Here is a 20,662-nt window from a genome sequence, read left to right as displayed (position 1 = left end):
AGCCTCCTGCAACACCTTCTACTGCCAGTAGCACTCTTCAAACGAACCCAACAAAAACAATAAAAGAAGATCGCATGAACACCACACTACGCACCCTCGTTACCGTTGCGACCCTCGGCTTGTCTGTCTACGCCAACGCCGATTCCGCCAACATCAACTACCGCCACCAGTTCACTGAAGAGGACAGCGCTCACGCTGACCGAATCAAGTTGGGCTATCGCATGGATAGCGGCCTGGGCTTTGAAGCGGAAATGAAATACCGCACTGCCGGTGACCGTGAAGACGTTGCCTACGACAACATGGTCAACAACGGCCACGAATTCACCGTCAGTTACAACTACAAGCTGAGCCCTCAGTCGACGCTGACCCCCGCGTTCCAGATGGACAGCTCGAAAGACTCCACCAGCTACAAGTTCGGCCTCAAGTACAACTACAAGATCAACGACACGTTCTACGTCGCGACCCGCTATCGTCTGGACGCGAAGAAACTTGATCGTGACCAGATCAATGAAGATGTACCTGATCGTGGCAAGGACAACCAAAACACCAACCGTTTTGAAGGTTGGCTGGGTTACACCCCCGCCAGCAAGTGGGCTCTTGAATACCAGTACATCTACTTCAAGACCGACTACATCCGCTACGACAACAAAAAGAGCGACTACGAACAGAACATGATCGTGAAATACAAACTGACCAAGGAATGGGTCCCGTTCATGGAAATCGGTGATGTAAAAGTCAGCTCCACCACCGACGACCGTCAGGCGCGCTGGCGTCTGGGGATCCAGTACAACTTCATGTAAGTGCCGATCTTGCCCGGCGGTCGCGCATCGGCCGCCCGGCAGATTCCACGGATATCGTTCAACACGCAACCACTGCTTATTGGAAGGCCCCGCCATGACCCCATCGACTCCCTCTCGCAAACCCTTCAACCGCATCCTGCTGACGGGCGCCGCCGGCGGCCTTGGGCAGATCCTGCGGGAAAGCCTGCTGGCCCACGCGCACATCATCCGCGTCTCGGACATCAGCGACATGGCCGCCAGCCGTGGCGAACACGAGGAAGTGGTGCCTTGCGACCTGGCTGACAAGGCCGGCGTCCTGGCCCTGGCCCAAGACGTGGATGCCATCGTCCACCTGGGTGGTATTTCGGTGGAGCGTCCGTTCGAGGAAATCCTCGCGGCCAACATCAGCGGCACCTTCCACATTTATGAAGCGGCCCGTAAACACGGGATCAAGCGCGTGATCTTCGCCAGCTCCAACCACGTCACCGGTTTTTATCCACAGGACGAAAAGATCGACGCTCAATCGCCGCGTCGCCCGGACGGCTACTACGGCCTGTCCAAGTCCTATGGCGAAGACCTGGCAACCTTCTATTTCCATCGCTACGGCATCGAAACCGTCAGCCTGCGCATCGGCTCTTCGTTCCCGGAACCGCGCAACCTACGCATGTTGTCCACCTGGCTCAGCTACCCGGACCTCGACCGTCTGGTGGAACGCGCCCTGCTCACTCAAGACGTTGGCCACACCGTGGTCTACGGCGTTTCCGCCAACCGCGACCTGTGGTGGGACAACCGTTACGCCGCGCACCTGGGTTTTGCCCCTCAGGACAGCTCGGAACGCTTCCGCAGCCAGGTCGAACAGCAGCCCAAGCCGGCCGCCGATGACCCCAACGCCACCTTGCAAGGCGGTGCCTTCTGCGCAGCCGGCCCGTTCGGCGACTGAGTCGCCCGATAGCCCCCACTTTGGAAAGGACCGCCATGCAAGCCGAACTGATCGTCGATGCACAGAACGCCACCGGAGAAAGCCCGGTCTGGCACAGCGCTGAAAACGCCCTGTACTGGGTGGATATCCCGGCCGGGCGCCTGCACCGCTGGACCCCGGACGGGCAGACCCGTCACTGGCAATCCGAAGAAATGCTCGCCTGTATCGCCCGCAGTGCCGACGGCCAATGGTTGGCCGGCCAGGAAACCGGGTTGTTCCATCTCACGCCCCAGGACAACGGGCAACTGCGCGCCCGGCCCCTGGCCGCGGTTGAGCACGCCACCGCAAAAATGCGCTTCAACGACGGTCGCTGTGACCGCCAGGGGCGTTTCTGGGCCGGCACCATGCAGGTCAATATGGGCGGTGACAGCGTGGGCGGGTTGTACCGTTACGACGGTGAGCAGGCTGGCATCGTGCCGTTGCTGCAACCCCAACTGGAAGGCCTGGTGGTGCCCAACGGCCTGGCGTTCAGCCCAGACGGACGGACGATGTACCTGTCCGACTCGCACCCGAGCGTGCAACTGATCTGGGCATTTGACTACGACACGGATACCGGCACGCCATCCAATCGCCGGGTGTTCGTGGACATGAACCAGCATCCCGGGCGCCCGGACGGGGCCGCGGTGGACGCTGAAGGTTGCTACTGGATTTGTGCCAACGATGCGGGACTGATCCTGCGCTTCACCCCTGAAGGCAAACTCGACCGTTCCCTGGCCGTACCGGTGAAGAAACCGGCCATGTGCGCCTTTGGTGGCAGCGGCCTGGACACCTTGTTCGTCACCTCGATCCGTCCCCAGGGCGATCTCAGCGACCAACCCCTGGCTGGCGGCGTGTTCGCCTTGAACCCTGGGGTCAAGGGCTTGGCAGAACCTGTCGCCCGGAGCTGATCAGCCCGTCATACGTTCCCTTCCTGAAAACAACTGCGCGGCTGATTAGCCGCGCAGTGCTTGTTCCTCCGCTTCTTCATACGCCTGGCGCAGCCGCTCGCGACTGTTGGTCAGGTGCAGGCGCATCGCTGCCCGGGCCGACTCGGCATCCTTGCGGGCAATGGCCGAGTAGATTTCCTCGTGCTCACGGCTCAGGCGTTCCAAGTAGAGCTTCTGGTCGTCATGGGCCAGGCCCGCGGAGTTGAGCCGGGTCCGCGGAATGATGCTGGTGCCCAGGTGCAACATGATGTCAGTGAAGTAGCGGTTACCCGTGGCCAGGGAAATCTGCTGGTGGAACTGGAAATCCGCCGCCACCGCGTCGCTGGAGCGATTGACGCTGGCATTCAGGGTGTCCAGGGCTTCACGCATCAGACGCAGGTGCTCATCGGTACGCCGGGCACTGGCCAGGCCTGCCGACTCCACTTCCAGGCTGATACGCAGCTCAAGAATCGCCAGCACATCACGCAGGGTGACAATGGTCGCCGGGTCGATGCGAAAGCCGCTGGGGCTGGGGATATCCAATACAAAAGTGCCGATGCCGTGGCGGGTTTCCACCAGGCCACCGGCCTGCAGGCGGGAGATGGCTTCACGCACCACGGTGCGGCTGACCCCCTGCTCTTCCATGATCTGCGACTCGGTCGGCAATTTGCTGCCACGGGAAATCTCGCCGTCGCGAATGCGCCGAGTGAACTCAGTCACCAGCTCCTGGGCCAGGCTGCGATGTTTACGGCGGGTACGAGGTTGGACGGTGGGTTGGTCCATGGCGAACGCTTGTCTCAGTCAACTGATAAGCGCCAATGATAGCTGACGCAGTTGTACGACAACAGTAAATTTGCGTACGAACCTCGCTGATTTATGGTTTAAAAAACCGCAACTGCTCTAGATCGACGGTTGCGGGGGTGTGGTTCAAGGTGGACTGGTAAAAACCACAAAGCCCGGGTAATCCATTGATTTCCCGGGCTTTTGTATGCAATTACGCTGGCAGAAGCGGTTTAGCAAAACACGCAATTACAGGTGGAAGTCGCCCGCCGCCTCCGGCTGGTAAAGCACTTTCCTGATCTCAATCCGGCGGGTCCGATCAGAAATTCGCCAGTCGATGGCATCCCCTTCCTGGAAGCCCAGGATGGCGGCGCCTATGTCGGAATACACGGAATGCTTGCCTGCGTTGCTGTCCGCGTCTTCAGGGTAGACCAAGGCCACTTCGATCTCTTCGTCGTCCAGCTGCAGCAAGGCCCTGGAGTTCATCGTGACGACATTGCCCGCCACCTGCTGCGGCTTGACGACAATGGCTCGCTCAAGCTCATGTTCGAGCTCCACAACGGCCGGGCCAGGCTCGAGCGCGATCAGACTCTCGAGCCTGGCCTTGTCGATTTCAGTGATGTAGATCCTCGTGGAGTCGCCAACGGCCCCTTCGCGCAATAACTGGAGATAGCGCCCCACCGTCATGGAAAAGGACTTCAATGTCAGCGTTTCGCTCTCAAGCAGAAAGCCGCTGCGCAGAAAGGCTTTCAGCGAACGCGCGTTATCCGGGTGGATCTTGGCGATGAGCTTCTCGGCCCGCATGTCGAGGAAAGCCAGTTTCATGCCTTCGCGGATCGTGCGGGGGCCAAGGTTTCGGCCCCATTTGTCGCGGTCTCCGATGACCAGGACTATCTCGCAATTTGAGCCGGTCTTGATTAGACGGACAAAGCCCACCGGAGCGTCGTGCCGGTCATAGGCCATGAAGAATCGGCCGCCCTGATTGAATAGATGGGTCAGGATCGGCAATTGAGTCCGATCGATGACGTGCTCGATGGAGCGGGAGACATGACGCGAATCGCTCAGATAGCAGGTGACGCGCTCATCCTCCAACCAATCCATCAGCGTCAGCGCATGCGCCCGAGTAATTTCAGGGCACAGCGAAATGAAAGGCTTGTTCATCTTCAGCACACTTACTTGTAAAGGTTGGAAGCCCGTCATGGTGATGGCCATGACGGTTCTTTCGGCAAACGGTGGGGGCTGCGACAGTTTGCGGTTCCTTTATACGACGCTGCAGGCCCCCGAAATACGGGCACCCTTCGCGACAGTTTTAATGCTCTAAAACCAGGACCCCGTCCGGCTGTGGATAACTCACTCCACGGTGACCGACTTGGCCAGGTTGCGTGGCTGGTCGACGTCGGTGCCTTTGAGCACGGCCACGTAATACGACAGCAACTGCAGCGGGATGGTGTAGAGAATCGGCGACAGGATGTCGTGGATATGGGGCATGTGGATAACGTGGGTGCCCTCGCCGTTGGTCATGCCGGCCTGTTCGTCGGCAAACACGATCAGTTGGCCGCCACGGGCGCGCACTTCCTGCAGGTTGGACTTGAGCTTCTCCAGCAGCTCGTTGTTCGGCGCCACGGTGACCACCGGCATGTCGTTATCCACAAGGGCCAACGGACCGTGCTTGAGCTCACCGGCCGGATAGGCTTCGGCGTGGATATAGGAGATTTCCTTAAGCTTGAGCGAGCCTTCCATCGCCACCGGGTACTGGGCACCACGGCCGAGGAACAGGGTGTGGTGCTTGTCGGCGAACAGCTCGGCGGTCTTTTCCACCACGCCGTCCATGGCCAGGGCTTCGCCCAGGCGGACCGGCAGGCGACGCAGTTCTTCCACCAACTGGGCCTCGACGCCCGGCGCCAACGTACCGCGTACCTGGCCCAGGGACAGGGTCAGCAGCAGCAGGCCCACCAATTGGGTGGTGAAAGCCTTGGTCGAAGCCACGCCGATTTCACGACCGGCCTGGGTCAGCAGGGTCAGGTCGGACTCACGCACCAGGGAGCTGATGCCGACGTTGCAGATCGCCAGGCTGGCCAGATAACCGCCGGCGTCGCTAGGCAAGGCCTTGGCGTTGCGCAACGCGGCCAGGGTGTCGGCGGTTTCACCGGACTGGGAGATGGTCACGAACAGGGTGTTGTCCTGCACCACCACCTTGCGATAGCGGAACTCGCTGGCAACTTCGACCTGGCAGGGAATGCCGGCCAGCTCTTCCAGCCAGTAACGGGCAACCATGCCGGCGTGGTAACTGGTGCCGCAAGCCACGATCTGCACGTTGCGTACCTTGGCGAACAGCTCGGCCGCCTGTGGACCGAAGGCCTGGACCAGCACTTGGTTGGCGCTCAGGCGGCCTTCCAGGGTGCGTTGCACCACGGACGGTTGCTCGTGGATTTCCTTGAGCATGAAGTGGCGGTACTCGCCCTTCTCGGCGGATTCGGCACTGTCGCGGTATTGCACGGCTTCGCGCTCGACAGCACGGCCGGTCACGTCCCAGATCTGCACGCTGTCGCGGCGGATCTCGGCGATGTCGCCCTCTTCCAGGTACATGAAACGGTCGGTGACCTGGCGCAGGGCCAGTTGGTCGGAGGCGAGGAAGTTTTCCCCCAGGCCCAGACCGATCACCAGCGGGCTGCCACTGCGGGCTGCCACCAGGCGATCCGGCTGGCTGGCGCTGATCACGGCCAAACCGTAAGCGCCGTGGAGTTCCTTGACCGTGGCCTTGAGGGCCGTGGTCAGGTCACCCAGTTCCTTGAGCTTGTGATTGAGCAGGTGGGCGATGACTTCGGTGTCGGTGTCCGAGGTGAACACGTAACCCAGGGCCTTGAGCTGCTCACGCAGGGGTTCGTGGTTTTCGATGATGCCGTTGTGCACCACCGCCAGGTCGCCAGAGAAATGCGGGTGGGCATTACGCTCGCACGGCGCACCGTGGGTGGCCCAGCGGGTGTGGGCGATGCCCAGACGACCGACCAGGGGTTCGTTGACCAGGGCCTGTTCCAGCTCGCTGACTTTGCCCGGGCGACGCATGCGCTCCAGGGTACCGGCGTTGGTGTACACCGCAACGCCTGCACTGTCGTAGCCGCGGTATTCGAGGCGCTTGAGGCCTTCCAGCAAAATGGCGGTGATATTGCGTTCAGCAACGGCGCCAACAATTCCACACATGGTTTTTCTCCTAGCTGACAGCCGCGCAAATCAAAGTTATGCCGCGGGCCTGGATCTGGTCGCGGGCCTCAAGGGGCAGGCGATCATCGGTAATAAGGGTATGGACACTGCTCCAAGGCAGCTCCAGGTTGGGAATCTTGCGGCCGATCTTGTCGGCCTCGACCATCACCACCACTTCCCGGGCCACTTCGGCCATGACCCGGCTCAAGCCCAGCAGCTCGTTGAAGGTGGTGGTACCGCGCACCAGGTCGATGCCGTCGGCACCGATAAACAGTTGGTCGAAATCGTAGGAACGCAGAACCTGCTCGGCCACTTGGCCCTGGAACGACTCGGAATGAGGGTCCCAGGTGCCACCGGTCATCAGCAACACCGGTTCGTGTTCCAGTTCGCTCAAGGCGCTGGCGACATTCAACGAGTTGGTCATGACCACCAGGCCGGGTTGCTGGCCCAGTTCGGGAATCATCGACGCGGTGGTACTGCCACTGTCGATGATGATCCGCGCGTGTTCGCGAATGCGTTTGACCGCAGCGCGGGCGATGGCTTGTTTGTATTTGGAGACGGGCTGGCCAAGGTCGCTGACCAGCTCCTGGGGCATGGTGATCGCGCCGCCGTAACGACGCAGCAGCAGGCCATGGCTTTCGAGTGCCGCCAGGTCTTTACGGATCGTAACTTCCGAAGTTTCGAAATGCTTGGCCAACGCGTCAACGCTCACTTCGCCCTGTTCATTGAGCAAGGCAAGGATGTTGTGGCGACGTTGGGGAGTATTGCGTTTCGACATGGGGGCTTTAAGTTTCGATTCGAAAGATAACGGAAGCAATCAAAACCTATCGCAAGGAAATCGTCAAGCAGCGATCAGAAAAAATGTAGGAGCCGGCTCGCCGGCGATCACTCCAGGTCGCCGGGTGGCGATGCTCGGACGCTTTCGCCGGCAAGCCGGCTCCTACAGGTCAGCCAGGGTGTGGATAACTCAGGTCTTTTTGATTTTGACCGGGCGTTTCCAGCCGTCGATGTTGCGCTGGCGCGCGCGCGCCACAGCCAACTGGGACTTATCCACATTCTGATTGATGGTAGAACCGGCCGCCGTGTTTGAACCATCGCCAATGCTGACGGGGGCAACCAGCGAGTTGTTGGAGCCGATAAACACATCGTCGCCAATGGTGGTCTGGTACTTGTTGGCGCCGTCGTAGTTGCAGGTGATGGTGCCGGCGCCAATGTTGGTGCGCGCGCCGATCTCCGCGTCCCCGAGGTAAGTCAGGTGACCAGCCTTGGCGCCTTCGCCCAAGTGGGCATTCTTCAACTCGACAAAGTTACCCACATGGGCCCGAGCTCCCAGCACGCTGCCCGGGCGCAGGCGAGCGAACGGACCGGCATCGCTGCCCTCGCCCATGATCGCGCCGTCGATGTGGCTGTTGGCCTTGATCACCACGCCCTTGCCCAGGGTGCTGTCCTTGATCACGCAGTTCGGACCGATCACCACGTCATCCTCGATCACCACACGGCCTTCGAGAATCACGTTGATGTCGATGATCACGTCGCGCCCCACACTGACTTCACCCCGAATGTCGAAGCGAGACGGATCACGCAGGGTCACGCCCTGGGCCATCAAGCGGCGAGCGGCACGCAGTTGGTAGTGACGCTCGAGTTCGGCCAGTTGCTTGCGATCGTTGGCGCCCTGCACTTCCATGGCGTCGTGGGGTTGCTCAGTGGCAACCACCAGGCCATCGCCAACGGCCATGGCAATCACGTCGGTGAGGTAGTACTCGCCCTGGGCGTTGTTGTTGGACAGGCGGCTCATCCAGTCGCCCAGGCGCTGGGCCGGCACCGCGAGGATCCCAGTGTTGCCTTCGGTGATGGCGCGCTGGGCTTCGTTGGCGTCTTTCTGCTCGACGATGGCGGTCACTTGGCCGGTGGCGTCACGCACAATGCGGCCATAACCGGTGGGGTCGTCCAGCTCGACAGTGAGCAGGCCCAGCTGTTCGGGGCCGACCTTTTGCAGCAAGCGCTGCAGGGTGTCCACTTCGATCAGCGGCACGTCGCCGTAGAGGATCAGCACGGTGTCGGCGCTGATAAAAGGCACAGCCTGGGCCACGGCATGGCCGGTGCCGAGTTGCTTGTCCTGCAGCACGAAATTCAGGTCGTCGGCCGCCAGGCGTTCGCGCACGGCATCGGCTCCGTGGCCGATGACCACGTGGATGCGCTGTGGATCAAGTTGCCGGGCGCTGTGGATAACATGGCCAAGCATGGAGTTGCCGGCGACCGGGTGAAGCACCTTGGGCAAGGCCGAACGCATGCGAGTGCCTTGACCGGCGGCGAGGATAACGATTTCAAGAGACATGACTGGCTACCAATCCTGGGAGGTCAGGCTGTGACCCAAAGGGGGGAGATGTTGCAGAAAAAGAAAAAGGGTAGCCGAGGCTACCCTTTTTAATCAATCGCACAGGACGTTTGCGGCTTAGCCGCCGAACTTCTTGCGGATCTGCTGGACGGTGCGCAGCTGAGCTGCGGCCTCGGCCAGACGTGCAGCAGCAGAACCGTAGTCGAAATCTGCGCCTTTTTCATTCAGGGCCTTCTCAGCAGCCTTGACGGCTTCCTGAGCGGAGGCTTCATCCAGGTCGGCAGCACGTTGCACGGTGTCGGCAAGAACCTTGACCATGTTCGGCTGAACCTCGAGGTACCCACCGGAGATGTAATACACCTCGGCTTCCCCACCCTGTTTGATCAGGCGGATCGGACCTGGTTTGAGTTCAGTGATCAGCGGAGCGTGACCCAGAGCGATACCAAGATCACCCAGGCTGCCGTGCGCAATCACCATCTCGACCAGGCCGGAAAAGATTTCTCCTTCCGCGCTGACGATATCGCAATGGACTGTCATAGCCATCTGCTTGCCTCAACCTGATTAGCGCCCGTTGCCGGGCGCCGGGATTACAGTTTCTTGGCTTTCTCGATCGCTTCTTCGATGCCGCCGACCATGTAGAACGCTTGTTCTGGCAGGTGGTCGTAGTCACCGTTGAGGATGCCTTTGAAGCCAGCGATGGTGTCTTTCAGGGAAACGTATTTGCCTGGAGAACCAGTGAAGACTTCAGCCACGAAGAACGGCTGCGACAAGAAGCGCTGGATCTTACGAGCACGGTTTACCAACTGCTTGTCGGCTTCCGACAGCTCGTCCATACCCAGGATCGCGATGATGTCCTTCAGCTCTTTGTAGCGCTGCAGCACGTACTGAACGCCGCGAGCGGTTTCGTAGTGCTCGTTGCCGATCACGTTCGGATCCAGCTGACGGGAAGTCGAGTCCAGTGGGTCTACCGCTGGGTAGATACCCAGGGAAGCGATGTCACGGGACAGAACGACGGTAGCGTCCAAGTGGGCGAAGGTGGTCGCTGGCGACGGGTCGGTCAAGTCGTCCGCAGGTACGTATACCGCTTGGATCGAGGTGATCGAACCTTCCTTGGTCGAAGTGATGCGCTCTTGCAGCACGCCCATCTCTTCAGCCAGGGTCGGCTGGTAACCTACTGCGGAAGGCATACGGCCCAGCAGTGCGGATACTTCAGTACCGGCCAGGGTGTAACGATAGATGTTGTCGACGAACAGCAGAACGTCGTTACCTTCGTCACGGAACTTCTCGGCCATGGTCAGGCCGGTCAGTGCTACGCGCAGACGGTTACCCGGCGGCTCGTTCATCTGACCGTAAACCAGTGCCACTTTGTCCAGAACGTTGGAGTCCTTCATCTCGTGGTAGAAGTCGTTACCCTCACGAGTACGCTCACCCACACCGGCGAACACGGAATAACCGCTGTGCTCGATGGCGATGTTACGGATCAGTTCCATCATGTTTACGGTTTTGCCTACACCGGCACCACCGAACAGACCGACTTTACCGCCCTTGGCGAACGGGCAAACCAGGTCGATAACCTTGATGCCGGTTTCCAGCAGGTCGTTGCCGCCTGCCTGTTCTGCGAAGGAAGGAGCGGCGCGGTGGATACCCCAGCGCTCTTCGGTGTCGATCGGGCCAGCTTCGTCGATCGGGTTACCGAGGACGTCCATGATCCGGCCCAGGGTCGCTTTACCGACCGGTACGGAGATGGCTGCACCGGAGTCGATAACGTCCAGACCGCGCTTCAAGCCTTCGGTGGAACCCATCGCAATGGTACGAACTACGCCGTCGCCCAGCTGTTGCTGAACTTCCAGAGTAGTTTCCGCGCCTTGTACTTTCAGCGCGTTGTAGATGCTCGGTACGCTGTCGCGTGGAAATTCCACGTCGATAACGGCGCCGATGATTTGAACGATACGTCCGCTACTCATAGCTGGATCCTCTGAATATTTGAACCGTTAAACCGCGGCAGCGCCGCCGACGATTTCCGAGATCTCTTGGGTGATCGCAGCCTGACGCGCCTTGTTGTAGATCAGCTGCAAATCGCTGATCAAATCACCGGCGTTGTCGGTAGCGTTCTTCATTGCGATCATCCGCGCCGCTTGTTCAGCTGCGTTGTTCTCGACCACCGCCTGGTAGACCTGCGACTCCACGTAACGGACCATCAAGCCGTCGAGCAGCTCCTTGGCATCCGGTTCGTAGAGGTAGTCCCAGTGGTGCTTGAGTTCTTGCTCTGGGGTTGCCACCAGCGGAATCAACTGCTCCACGGTAGGCTGTTGCGTCATGGTGTTGATGAACTTGTTGGACACCACGGACAGGCGGTCAATACGGCCTTCCAGGTAAGCATCCAGCATCACCTTGACGCTGCCGATCAGGTCATTGATCGACGGTTCTTCACCCAGATGGCTGATAGCTGCAACGACGTTACCGCCGAAGTTGCGGAAGAAGGCCGCACCCTTGCTACCGACCACGCACAGATCGATCTCGACGCCGTTTTCGCGGTTTACCGCCATGTCCTTGACCAGGGCCTTGAACAGGTTGGTGTTCAAGCCACCACACAGACCACGGTCACTGCTCACCACAACGTAACCGACGCGCTTGATAGCACGGTCGATCATGAAAGGGTGACGATATTCCGGGTTGGCGTTGGCCAGATGACCAATAACCTGGCGGATGCGCTCCGCATAAGGACGGCTAGCAGCCATGCGCATTTGTGCCTTGCGCATTTTGCTGACCGCCACTTTTTCCATGGCGCTGGTAATTTTTTGCGTGCTTTTGATGCTCGCAATCTTACTGCGAATCTCTTTTGCGCCTGCCATGTAACACCTATCAGGTTAGCAAGCGGGAGCCTTGCGGCTCCCGCTGCGGCTTACCAGGTTTGGGTGGCCTTGAACTTCTCGATACCGGCTTTCAGGCCAGCGTCGATTTCGTCATTGAAGTCACCCTTCACGTTGATCTTCGCCATCAAATCGGCGTGATCGCGGTTGAAGTAAGCAATCAGCGCTTGTTCAAAGCTGCCGACCTTGGCGATTTCGACGTCAGTCAGGAACCCACGCTCAGCGGCATACAGCGACAGCGACATGTCGGCGATCGACATTGGCGCGTATTGCTTCTGCTTCATCAGCTCGGTAACGCGCTGACCATGCTCAAGTTGCTTACGGGTCGCTTCGTCCAGGTCAGAAGCGAACTGGGCGAATGCCGCCAGTTCACGGTACTGAGCCAGAGCGGTACGGATACCACCGGAGAGCTTCTTGATGATCTTGGTCTGAGCGGCGCCACCTACACGGGATACCGAAACACCGGCGTTCACTGCCGGACGGATGCCGGAGTTGAACATGGCCGATTCCAGGAAGATCTGACCGTCGGTGATGGAAATCACGTTGGTCGGAACGAACGCGGAAACGTCGCCAGCCTGGGTTTCGATGATCGGCAGAGCGGTCAGGGAACCGGTTTTGCCGGTCACTGCGCCGTTAGTGAACTTCTCTACGTACTCTTCCGAAACGCGGGATGCGCGCTCCAGCAGACGGGAGTGGAGATAGAACACGTCGCCTGGGTAAGCTTCACGGCCTGGTGGACGGCGCAGCAGCAGGGAAATCTGGCGGTAAGCCACTGCTTGCTTGGACAGATCGTCATAAACGATCAGCGCGTCTTCACCGCGGTCGCGGAAGAATTCGCCCATGGTGCAACCGGAGTACGGTGCCAGGAACTGCAGCGCAGGAGATTCGGAAGCACTGGCGGCCACAACGATGGTGTTGGCCAGGGCGCCGTTTTCTTCCAGCTTGCGAACCACGTTAGCGATGGTCGATTGTTTCTGACCGATCGCTACGTAGACGCAGAAAATGCCGCTGTCTTTCTGGTTGATGATCGCGTCGATCGCCAGAGCGGTTTTACCGATCTGACGGTCACCGATGATCAGCTCACGCTGGCCACGGCCGACTGGGATCATGGCATCGACAGCCTTGTAGCCAGTCTGTACAGGCTGGTCTACCGACTTACGCCAGATCACGCCTGGAGCAACTTTCTCGACCGCGTCGGTCTCGGTGTTGTTCAGCGGACCTTTGCCGTCAACTGGGTTACCCAGTGCGTCGACTACGCGACCCAGCAGTTCCTTACCAACCGGAACTTCGAGGATGCGGCCGGTGCACTTGGCGCTCATGCCTTCAGCCAGAGAGGTGTATGCGCCCAGTACAACGGCACCTACAGAGTCTTGCTCAAGGTTGAGGGCCATACCGTAGACGCCGCCCGGAAACTCGATCATCTCGCCGTACATAACGTCGGCCAGACCGTGAATCCGCACGATGCCGTCAGATACGCTGACGACAGTGCCTTCGTTACGGGCTTGGGAGGTCACATCGAGCTTGTCGATGCGGCCCTTGATAATTTCACTTATTTCGGAAGGATTGAGTTGCTGCATTGCTCTGCTGCCCCTTCAAACTCAAGATTTCAATGCTTCGGCAAGGTTCGCGAGTTTCCCGCGAATCGAGCCATCGATAACCAGGTCGCCGGCGCGGATTACGACGCCACCAATCAGGCTGGCATCCTCCGCAGCGTGCAGGCGCACTTCCCGGCCGAGCCGTGCACTGAGAACCTTGGCGAGTTTGTCTTGCTGTTCTTGGTTCAATGCAAAAGCACTGGTCACATCCACATCCACCGACTTCTCTTGTTCGGCCTTGTACAGGTCGAACAGAGCAGAGATCTCCGGCAATAGCAGGAGACGGTCGTTTTCGGCGGCAACGTGAATGAAATTCTGTGCCTGGACATCAAACTTGTCGCCACACACGTCGATAAACGTGGTGGCCTTTTCTGCGCTCGTCAGTCGCGGGGCCTTAAGCACGCGCTGCATGGTGTCATCTTGTGACACCGCTGCAGCCAGGCCGAGCATGGCTGACCAAGAGGCCAGCTGCTGGTGGGCCTGAGCGTGCTCGAAGGCCGCCTTAGCGTAAGGTCGGGCCAACGTGGTCAATTCTGCCATGATCGCCCTCGCTTAAATTTCAGCAGCCAGTTTGTTAACCAGCTCTGCGTGCGCGTTTTGATCGATTGTGGCGCCCAGGATCTTCTCTGCACCATTGACCGCCAAGCTGCCCAGTTGGGCGCGCAGCGCGTCTTTGACGCCGTTCAGTTCCTGTTCGATCTCGGCCTGAGCCTGAGCCTTCACACGTTCAGCTTCGACACGAGCCTGTTCACGGGCTTCGTCGACGATCTGAGTGCCGCGTTTCTTGGCTTGCTCAATGATTTCAGCTGCCTGAGCCTTAGCTTCGCGAAGTTGCTGACCCGCTTTATCTTGGGCCAGTTCCAGGTCACGAGCTGCTCGGTTGGCAGCGTCCAGTCCATCCGCGATCTTCTTTTGACGTTCGTGCAAAGCAGCAATGACCGGAGGCCAAATGAACTTCATGCAGAACAGTACAAAAATTAAGAACGCAACGGACTGGCCAATCAGGGTTGCATTAATGTTCACGCCAACACCTCGCTCGTTCGTTGTCCATCACACCAATCAACTCGAATAATCGAGTGATTAGCCAGCGAGTTGGCCAACGAAGGGGTTCGCGAAGGTGAAGAACAGAGCGATACCAACGCCGATCATGGTTACGGCGTCGAGCAGACCGGCAACGATGAACATTTTAACTTGCAGCATTGGAACCATTTCTGGTTGGCGAGCAGCGCCTTCCAGGAATTTGCCGCCCAACAGGCCGAAACCAATTGCGGTACCCAGTGCGCCCAGGCCGATCAACAGTGCAACAGCGATAGCGGTTAGACCAACTACAGTTTCCATCTTTCCTCCCGACTTTTACGTCGTATGGTTTAGGTTTTTTTAATTTAAAGCGGTAAAACAAATCGTTTCATCAAGCCCTAAGCGGGCCCCCTCTCGTTTGACCGAGAGGGACATCAGACTAGTCGAGACTGGTCTTAATGGTTCTCTTCGTGCGCCATCGACAGGTAGACGATGGTCAGCATCATGAAGATAAACGCTTGCAGGGTGATGATCAGGATGTGGAACACAGCCCACGCCCATTGCAGCACCACGCCCAGGCCGCTGAGCCAGAGCAGGCCGCTGCCGAACATCACAGCGATCAGGATGAACACCAGCTCGCCAGCGTACATGTTGCCGAACAGACGCAGTGCCAGAGAGATTGGCTTAGCGATCAGCGTCACGAACTCCAGCAGGAAGTTCACCGGAATCAGCAGCGCTTGAACGAAGATGTTCTTGCTGCCGAACGGGTGCAGGGTCAGTTCGCCGATGAAGCCGCCGAAGCCCTTGATCTTGATGCTGTAGAAAATGATCAACGCGAACACCGACAGGGCCATGCCCAGGGTAGCGTTCGGGTCAGTGGTGGATACGGCACGGAATGGAATGTGCGCATCACCGGAGATCAGCATGGCCAGTTGTGGAATCCAGTCCACCGGCACCAGGTCGATGGCGTTCATCAAGAACACCCAGACGAAGATGGTCAGCGCCAGCGGTGCAATCACCGGGCTGCGGCCGTGGAAACTATCCTTCACGCTGCCATCGACAAAGCCCACCAGCACTTCAACGAAGTTCTGCAGCGCGCCAGGCACGCCGGAGGTAGCTTTCTTGGCCGCCATGCGGAAAAGAAGAACGAAAATCACACCCAGTGCAACAGACCAGCCGAGGGTATCGACGTGGAATGCCCAGAAGCCCATTTCCTTGGCTTCTGCTGCGGTGTGGGCGAAGCCCCAGCCGCCATTGGGTAGCTGACCGAAGGTCAGGTTCTGCAAGTGGTGCTGGATATAGCCCGAAGCGGTTGTTTCTGCCATGGTTGCCTCAAACGCCCTAAGGTCTCGAAAGTCTTGTTCTCATTAGCAGGGGAGCGAACCAGCTGACCATTTGGGTCAGCACGAAGACGCCGAATACAGCTAGCGGCGCCAATGGCTTCACACCTGCGAACGTCAATGCAAACAGCACTGCCGTCAAAATCAGTTTGCCCGCCTCACCGGCATAAAAAGACCGGACGATGGCTTGGGCTGCTCGGGCGCCGGAAAACCGAAATGCCCTGTGAGCGAAATACACATTGGGTAGCAAGGCTATCAGTCCTCCGCAAAGGCCCGAATACCCGGCAACGACTCCATGCCATTGCCACAGCGCCAAAGCGGCCAGCAGCAACACAACACATTGAGCCAATAACACGGGAAAAACCGCCAAGCGATGGAACGGCAAGCGGTTTGGCGTGCGGGTTTCCATCACTCTTGCTCCTCAAAGGCCGGCTGCCAGAATTCAATAACTTGGCATAATTTGTGCCGACAAAATGCGCGCAGAGTATAGGGGCGGTTCAGCCCCTATTCAACTGCCAGGTAGTGATTTCCGACTGCGCGCTACATGAGGAAATGTTTCAGCGGATGTGTGCGAGGACGCCCTGCAACTCATCGAGGGAGTTGTAGCCAATCACCAACTGCCCTTTCCCCTTCTTGCCGTGGCGGATCTGCACCGCAGAGCCCAGGCGCTCGGCCAGGCGCTGTTCGAGGCGAGCGATATCCGGGTCGGGTTTGGCCGCTTCCACGGGCTCCGGTTTGCCACTCAACCACTGGCGAACCAATGCCTCGGTTTGGCGCACAGTCAGCCCTCGTGCGACAACATGTCGCGCCCCTTCCACCTGCTGATTTTCCGGCAAGCCGAGCAAGGCACGGGCATGGCCCATTTCCAGGTCGCCATGGGACAGCATGGTCTTGATCACTTCCGGCAGCGCGATCAGGCGCAACAGGTTGGCCACGGTCACCCGCGACTTGCCCACCGCCTCAGCCACTTGTTGCTGGGTCAGCTGGAACTCCTGCTGCAAACGCTGCAGGGCCACGGCTTCTTCCACCGGGTTGAGGTCTTCGCGCTGGATGTTCTCGATCAGCGCCATGGCAATCGCGGTTTCATCCGGCACATCGCGGACCATGGCCGGAATGGTTTCCTGGCCAGCCTGCTGGCTGGCACGCCAGCGGCGTTCACCGGCGATGATTTCAAAGCGGCCGCTGCCGATGGGGCGCACCACAATGGGCTGCATCACACCTTGGGCCCTGATCGACTGAGCCAGTTCTTCCAACGCCTGGGGATCCATGTCCCGACGCGGCTGGTATTTGCCACGCTGGATCAGGTCCAGGGGCAGGTGCTGCAGTTCACGCGAATCCGCCTGCACCGCTTGTTCTTCCAGGGCGCTGACGGTCGGACCACTCAACAGAGCATCCAGTCCACGTCCGAGACCTCGTTTCTTGACGGCCATGGGGATTCCTTAAGTTGGCAGGGCGGCGGCGGCGCGTGAGTTTTTCCGTTGCCGGCGAACCATCTCGCCCGCCAGGGCCAGATAGGCCAGCGCGCCACGGGATTGTTTGTCATAGGCCAACGCCGGCATGCCGTAACTCGGAGCTTCTGCTAGGCGGATGTTGCGTGGAATCACGGTGTCGTACAGCTGCTCGCCAAAGTGTTCCTTGAGCTGGGCCGAAACATCGTTCATCAGGCTCAGGCGCGGATCGAACATGGTCCGCAGCAGGCCTTCGATCTTCAGCTCGGGGTTGAGCAATTCAGCGATGCGCTTGATGTTATCCACAAGGTCGCTCAAACCTTCCAGCGCGTAGTACTCGCACTGCATGGGGATAATTACCCCATCGGCGGCCACCAAGGCGTTGAGGGTGAGCATCGACAACGACGGCGGGCAGTCGATCAAGATGTAATCGTAGTTCTCGCGAATCGGCGCCAGGGCGCTGCGCAGACGACTTTCCTTCATCTGCATTTCCAGCAGCACCACTTCCGCCGCGGTCAGGTCGCGGTTGGCCGGCAGCAATTGATAACCGCCGTGCTCCGAGAAGTGCATGGCCTGGGCCAGGTCGCACTCGCCGATCAACAGGTCGTAGACCGAGTTTTCCAAGCCGTGTTTATCCACACCGCTACCCATGGTGGCGTTGCCCTGTGGATCAAGATCGATCAACAGCACCCGTCGCTTGGTAGCGACCAGGGAAGCTGCGAGGTTGATGCAGGTGGTGGTCTTGCCCACGCCACCTTTTTGGTTCGCTATCGCGAATACCTTAGCCATTCTTGCTTGTGTTCCCAATCATGCCGTGCGGCGCAGTATCAGCAGATGGCGTTGGCCTTGGCAACCGGGTACGGCCAGGGCGTGTTCGCTATCAAGGTGGAAGTCCGCGGGCAATGCTACCAGCTCATCCGAGGGATGAACGCCCTTCATTGCCAGCCAACGTGTATCGCGGTCGCCGAGGTGGCGGGTCCAGTTGCTGAAATTCTCCATGCTGCTGAACGCCCGGGAAATGATCCCGTTGAACGGCTGATCAGGCTGGAAGGCTTCGACCCGACTGTGGATAACTTGCAGGTTATCCAGCTTGAGTTCGAGTTTGACCTGGGTCAGGAAGCGGGTTTTCTTGCCGTTGCTGTCCAGGCAGGTCACCTGGGACTCGGGAAACAGGATCGCCAGGGGAATACCAGGCATTCCGCCGCCACTGCCCACGTCCAGCCAACGGCCATTTTCGATGAAGGGCATCACGCTCAAACTGTCCAGCAGATGCCGCGAGACCATTTCGTCCGGATCGCGCACCGCCGTGAGGTTGTACGCCTTGTTCCATTTGATCAACAGGGCCAGGTAACCCAGCAGCAACGTGTGCTGGGCTTCGCTCAGGTCGACCCCGAGCTGGCGGGCACCTGTGGATAACTCTTCGGCATGTTGCACGGTAACCAACGAACTCAAGCGCTTTGCTCCAACTGACGGCCCGCGCCGCGTTTTTTCAAGTGAATCATCAACAGGGAAATCGCCGCCGGTGTAACCCCGGGGATCCGCGACGCCTGGCCCAGCGTCTCGGGACGCGTTGCGCCGAGCTTGCTCTGGATCTCTTTGGACAGGCCGGAAATGCCGGTGTAATCGATATCCACAGGCAGCTTGGTGTTCTCGCTGGCCCGCAAACGAGCAATTTCATCCTGCTGACGATCAATGTAACCGGCGTATTTGGTCTTGATCTCGACCTGCTCGGCGACCTGTGGGTCTTCCGCGCCCTGCCCGGTCACTTCCACCAGGCCCACGTAGTCGATTTCCGGACGGCTCAGCAGATTCAACAGGTTGTATTCATGGGTCAGCGGCGTGCCGAATTTCTCGGCGATCGCATCGCCCTGCTCGGTGCCCGGGCGGACCCAGGTGGATTTCAGACGCTGCTCTTCCTGGGCAATGCTTTCGCGTTTTTTGCAGAACGCCGCCCAACGCACGTCATCCACCAGGCCCAGTTCGCGGCCTTTTTCGGTCAAGCGCAGGTCAGCGTTGTCTTCGCGCAGGATCAAACGGTATTCCGCCCGAGAGGTGAACATCCGGTACGGTTCCTGGGTACCCAGGGTAATCAAGTCGTCCACCAGCACGCCGATGTACGCCTCATCGCGCCGCGGGCACCAGCTGTCTTTGCCCTGTGCACGCAAAGCTGCGTTGGCGCCGGCCAGCAAACCTTGGGCCCCGGCTTCTTCGTAACCGGTGGTGCCGTTGATCTGCCCGGCAAAGAACAGACCGCCGATGACTTTGGTTTCCAGGCTGTACTTCAGGTCGCGCGGATCGAAGTAGTCGTACTCGATGGCGTAGCCCGGACGCACGATATGGGCGTTTTCCATACCGCGGATCGATTGCACGATCTGCAACTGCACATCGAACGGCAAGGATGTGGATATCCCGTTCGGGTACAGCTCGTGTGTGGTCAGGCCTTCAGGTTCGATAAACACCTGGTGGCTTTCCTTGTCGGCAAAGCGATGAATCTTGTCTTCGATCGACGGGCAATAGCGCGGGCCAATCCCTTCGATTACCCCGGAATACATCGGCGACCGATCAAGGTTGGACGCGATGATTTCGTGAGTACGGGCGTTGGTGTGGGTAATCCAGCAACTGACTTGCGCTGGATGCTGTTCTTTCGAGCCCAGGAACGACATCACCGGGATCGGTGTATCGCCAGGTTGTTCGGTCATCACCGAAAAATCCACAGAACGGCCGTCGATACGTGGCGGGGTACCGGTTTTCAGCCGGCCCACACGTAGAGGCAACTCCCGCAGGCGGTGAGCCAGGGCGATCGAAGGTGGATCGCCGGCGCGGCCGCCAGAATAGTTCTGCATCCCAATGTGGATAAGTCCGCCGAGGAAGGTGCCGGTGGTCAGCACCACGGATTCGGCGAAGAAACGCAGGCCCATTTGAGTAACCACGCCGCGCACTTGGTCTTGTTCAACGATCAGGTCGTCCGCGGCCTGTTGAAATATCCACAGGTTGGGCTGGTTCTCGAGGATCTCGCGCACAGCGGCTTTATACAGAATGCGGTCGGCCTGGGCGCGAGTAGCGCGTACGGCTGGGCCTTTGCGACTGTTCAATACACGAAATTGAATACCGCCTTTATCGGTCGCGATGGCCATCGCGCCGCCAAGGGCATCGATTTCCTTGACCAGATGGCTTTTACCAATCCCACCGATGGCGGGGTTGCAGCTCATTGCTCCGAGGGTTTCCACGTTATGCGTCAGCAACAGGGTTTTTGCCCCCATGCGTGCTGATGCAAGTGCTGCCTCGGTACCGGCATGACCGCCGCCGATGACGATCACTTCAAAACGGGAAGGGAAATCCACCACGCACCTCGTGCCTGCTTCAAGTAGGAGTAATTAGGAGTAGTTGTTGGGTTGGTTTTTGGACCAAGGCGGCAA

The 20,662-nt window shown here is 59.1% G+C and carries 21 protein-coding genes; 3 read left to right on the top strand and 18 right to left on the bottom strand.

Annotation, left to right across the window (positions count from 1 at the left end; genetic code table 11):
* Positions 1-74 precede the first annotated feature (74 nt).
* The 3 genes from M1B35_RS02695 to M1B35_RS02685 all read left to right on the top strand — a co-directional run bounded on the left by M1B35_RS02695 (position 75) and on the right by M1B35_RS02685 (position 2,645).
* Complete coding sequence (locus tag M1B35_RS02695; protein WP_268261146.1) at positions 75-800, top strand: oligogalacturonate-specific porin KdgM family protein; 726 nt, start codon at positions 75-77, stop codon at positions 798-800.
* Positions 801-894: 94 nt separating this feature from the next.
* Positions 895-1,719, top strand: coding sequence for an NAD-dependent epimerase/dehydratase family protein (locus M1B35_RS02690; protein WP_123327977.1), 825 nt, complete (start codon positions 895-897; stop codon positions 1,717-1,719).
* A gap of 35 nt (positions 1,720-1,754) precedes the next feature.
* The gene (locus M1B35_RS02685) at positions 1,755-2,645 is read left to right on the top strand and encodes an SMP-30/gluconolactonase/LRE family protein (protein ID WP_268261145.1); all 891 of its coding nucleotides are present in this window, start codon (positions 1,755-1,757) and stop codon (positions 2,643-2,645) included.
* Positions 2,646-2,690: 45 nt separating this feature from the next.
* On the opposite strand, the gene M1B35_RS02680 is transcribed toward M1B35_RS02685, so the two are convergent.
* From M1B35_RS02680 to mnmG, 18 genes are all read right to left on the bottom strand, one after another.
* A complete protein-coding gene (locus M1B35_RS02680; protein WP_123327979.1) occupies positions 2,691-3,446 on the bottom strand; it encodes a FadR/GntR family transcriptional regulator in 756 nt (251 codons plus the stop codon).
* Positions 3,447-3,692: 246 nt separating this feature from the next.
* Positions 3,693-4,655 (bottom strand): bifunctional GNAT family N-acetyltransferase/nucleoside diphosphate kinase regulator, encoded by a 963-nt coding sequence (locus M1B35_RS02675; RefSeq protein ID WP_268261144.1) that lies wholly within the window; start codon positions 4,653-4,655, stop codon positions 3,693-3,695.
* A 138-nt stretch (positions 4,656-4,793) separates the two neighbouring features.
* Positions 4,794-6,641, bottom strand: coding sequence for a glutamine--fructose-6-phosphate transaminase (isomerizing) (glmS, locus tag M1B35_RS02670; protein WP_268261143.1), 1,848 nt, complete (start codon positions 6,639-6,641; stop codon positions 4,794-4,796).
* A 10-nt stretch (positions 6,642-6,651) separates the two neighbouring features.
* Positions 6,652-7,419 (bottom strand): DeoR/GlpR family DNA-binding transcription regulator, encoded by a 768-nt coding sequence (locus M1B35_RS02665; RefSeq protein ID WP_123327981.1) that lies wholly within the window; start codon positions 7,417-7,419, stop codon positions 6,652-6,654.
* 189 nt (positions 7,420-7,608) lie between these two features.
* Entirely contained in the window at positions 7,609-8,976 is a 1,368-nt protein-coding gene (glmU, locus tag M1B35_RS02660) for a bifunctional UDP-N-acetylglucosamine diphosphorylase/glucosamine-1-phosphate N-acetyltransferase GlmU (RefSeq protein WP_268261142.1), read from the bottom strand.
* Positions 8,977-9,093: 117 nt separating this feature from the next.
* Entirely contained in the window at positions 9,094-9,519 is a 426-nt protein-coding gene (locus tag M1B35_RS02655; RefSeq protein WP_123327983.1) for a F0F1 ATP synthase subunit epsilon, read from the bottom strand.
* 44 nt (positions 9,520-9,563) lie between these two features.
* Entirely contained in the window at positions 9,564-10,940 is a 1,377-nt protein-coding gene (atpD, locus tag M1B35_RS02650; protein ID WP_123327984.1) for a F0F1 ATP synthase subunit beta, read from the bottom strand.
* Between the two features lie 27 nt (positions 10,941-10,967).
* Positions 10,968-11,828, bottom strand: coding sequence for a F0F1 ATP synthase subunit gamma (atpG, locus tag M1B35_RS02645; RefSeq protein WP_123327985.1), 861 nt, complete (start codon positions 11,826-11,828; stop codon positions 10,968-10,970).
* Positions 11,829-11,878: 50 nt separating this feature from the next.
* Positions 11,879-13,423, bottom strand: coding sequence for a F0F1 ATP synthase subunit alpha (gene atpA / locus M1B35_RS02640; RefSeq protein ID WP_123327986.1), 1,545 nt, complete (start codon positions 13,421-13,423; stop codon positions 11,879-11,881).
* 21 nt (positions 13,424-13,444) lie between these two features.
* Positions 13,445-13,981 (bottom strand): F0F1 ATP synthase subunit delta, encoded by a 537-nt coding sequence (locus tag M1B35_RS02635; RefSeq protein WP_123327987.1) that lies wholly within the window; start codon positions 13,979-13,981, stop codon positions 13,445-13,447.
* Between the two features lie 12 nt (positions 13,982-13,993).
* Positions 13,994-14,464 carry a F0F1 ATP synthase subunit B gene (locus M1B35_RS02630; protein WP_123327988.1) on the bottom strand — a complete coding sequence of 157 codons (471 nt, stop codon included), beginning with the start codon at positions 14,462-14,464 and terminating at the stop codon, positions 13,994-13,996.
* Between the two features lie 57 nt (positions 14,465-14,521).
* Positions 14,522-14,779 (bottom strand): F0F1 ATP synthase subunit C, encoded by a 258-nt coding sequence (gene atpE / locus M1B35_RS02625; protein WP_002555987.1) that lies wholly within the window; start codon positions 14,777-14,779, stop codon positions 14,522-14,524.
* A gap of 134 nt (positions 14,780-14,913) precedes the next feature.
* Positions 14,914-15,783, bottom strand: a complete 870-nt coding sequence (gene atpB / locus M1B35_RS02620) for a F0F1 ATP synthase subunit A (protein ID WP_123327989.1) — start codon at positions 15,781-15,783, stop codon at positions 14,914-14,916.
* A gap of 16 nt (positions 15,784-15,799) precedes the next feature.
* Positions 15,800-16,207: a F0F1 ATP synthase subunit I gene (locus M1B35_RS02615; RefSeq protein ID WP_268261141.1), complete on the bottom strand. Its 408-nt coding sequence runs from the start codon at positions 16,205-16,207 to the stop codon at positions 15,800-15,802.
* Positions 16,208-16,355: 148 nt separating this feature from the next.
* On the bottom strand, positions 16,356-17,228 hold the full coding sequence (locus M1B35_RS02610; RefSeq protein ID WP_123327991.1) for a ParB/RepB/Spo0J family partition protein: 873 nt from the start codon (positions 17,226-17,228) through the stop codon (positions 16,356-16,358).
* Between the two features lie 9 nt (positions 17,229-17,237).
* Entirely contained in the window at positions 17,238-18,035 is a 798-nt protein-coding gene (locus M1B35_RS02605) for a ParA family protein (protein ID WP_123327992.1), read from the bottom strand.
* An 18-nt stretch (positions 18,036-18,053) separates the two neighbouring features.
* Positions 18,054-18,698, bottom strand: a complete 645-nt coding sequence (gene rsmG, locus M1B35_RS02600; protein ID WP_268261140.1) for a 16S rRNA (guanine(527)-N(7))-methyltransferase RsmG — start codon at positions 18,696-18,698, stop codon at positions 18,054-18,056.
* On the bottom strand, positions 18,695-20,587 hold the full coding sequence (gene mnmG, locus M1B35_RS02595) for a tRNA uridine-5-carboxymethylaminomethyl(34) synthesis enzyme MnmG (RefSeq protein ID WP_123327994.1): 1,893 nt from the start codon (positions 20,585-20,587) through the stop codon (positions 18,695-18,697). The genes rsmG and mnmG overlap by 4 nt, the downstream gene beginning before the upstream one ends.
* Positions 20,588-20,662 lie beyond the last annotated feature (75 nt).

The organism is Pseudomonas morbosilactucae, assembly GCF_023241665.1.
Lineage (GTDB): Bacteria > Pseudomonadota > Gammaproteobacteria > Pseudomonadales > Pseudomonadaceae > Aquipseudomonas > Aquipseudomonas morbosilactucae.
Note: the sequence above shows the minus strand (reverse complement) of the source record. Positions and strands in the feature narration are given on the sequence as shown.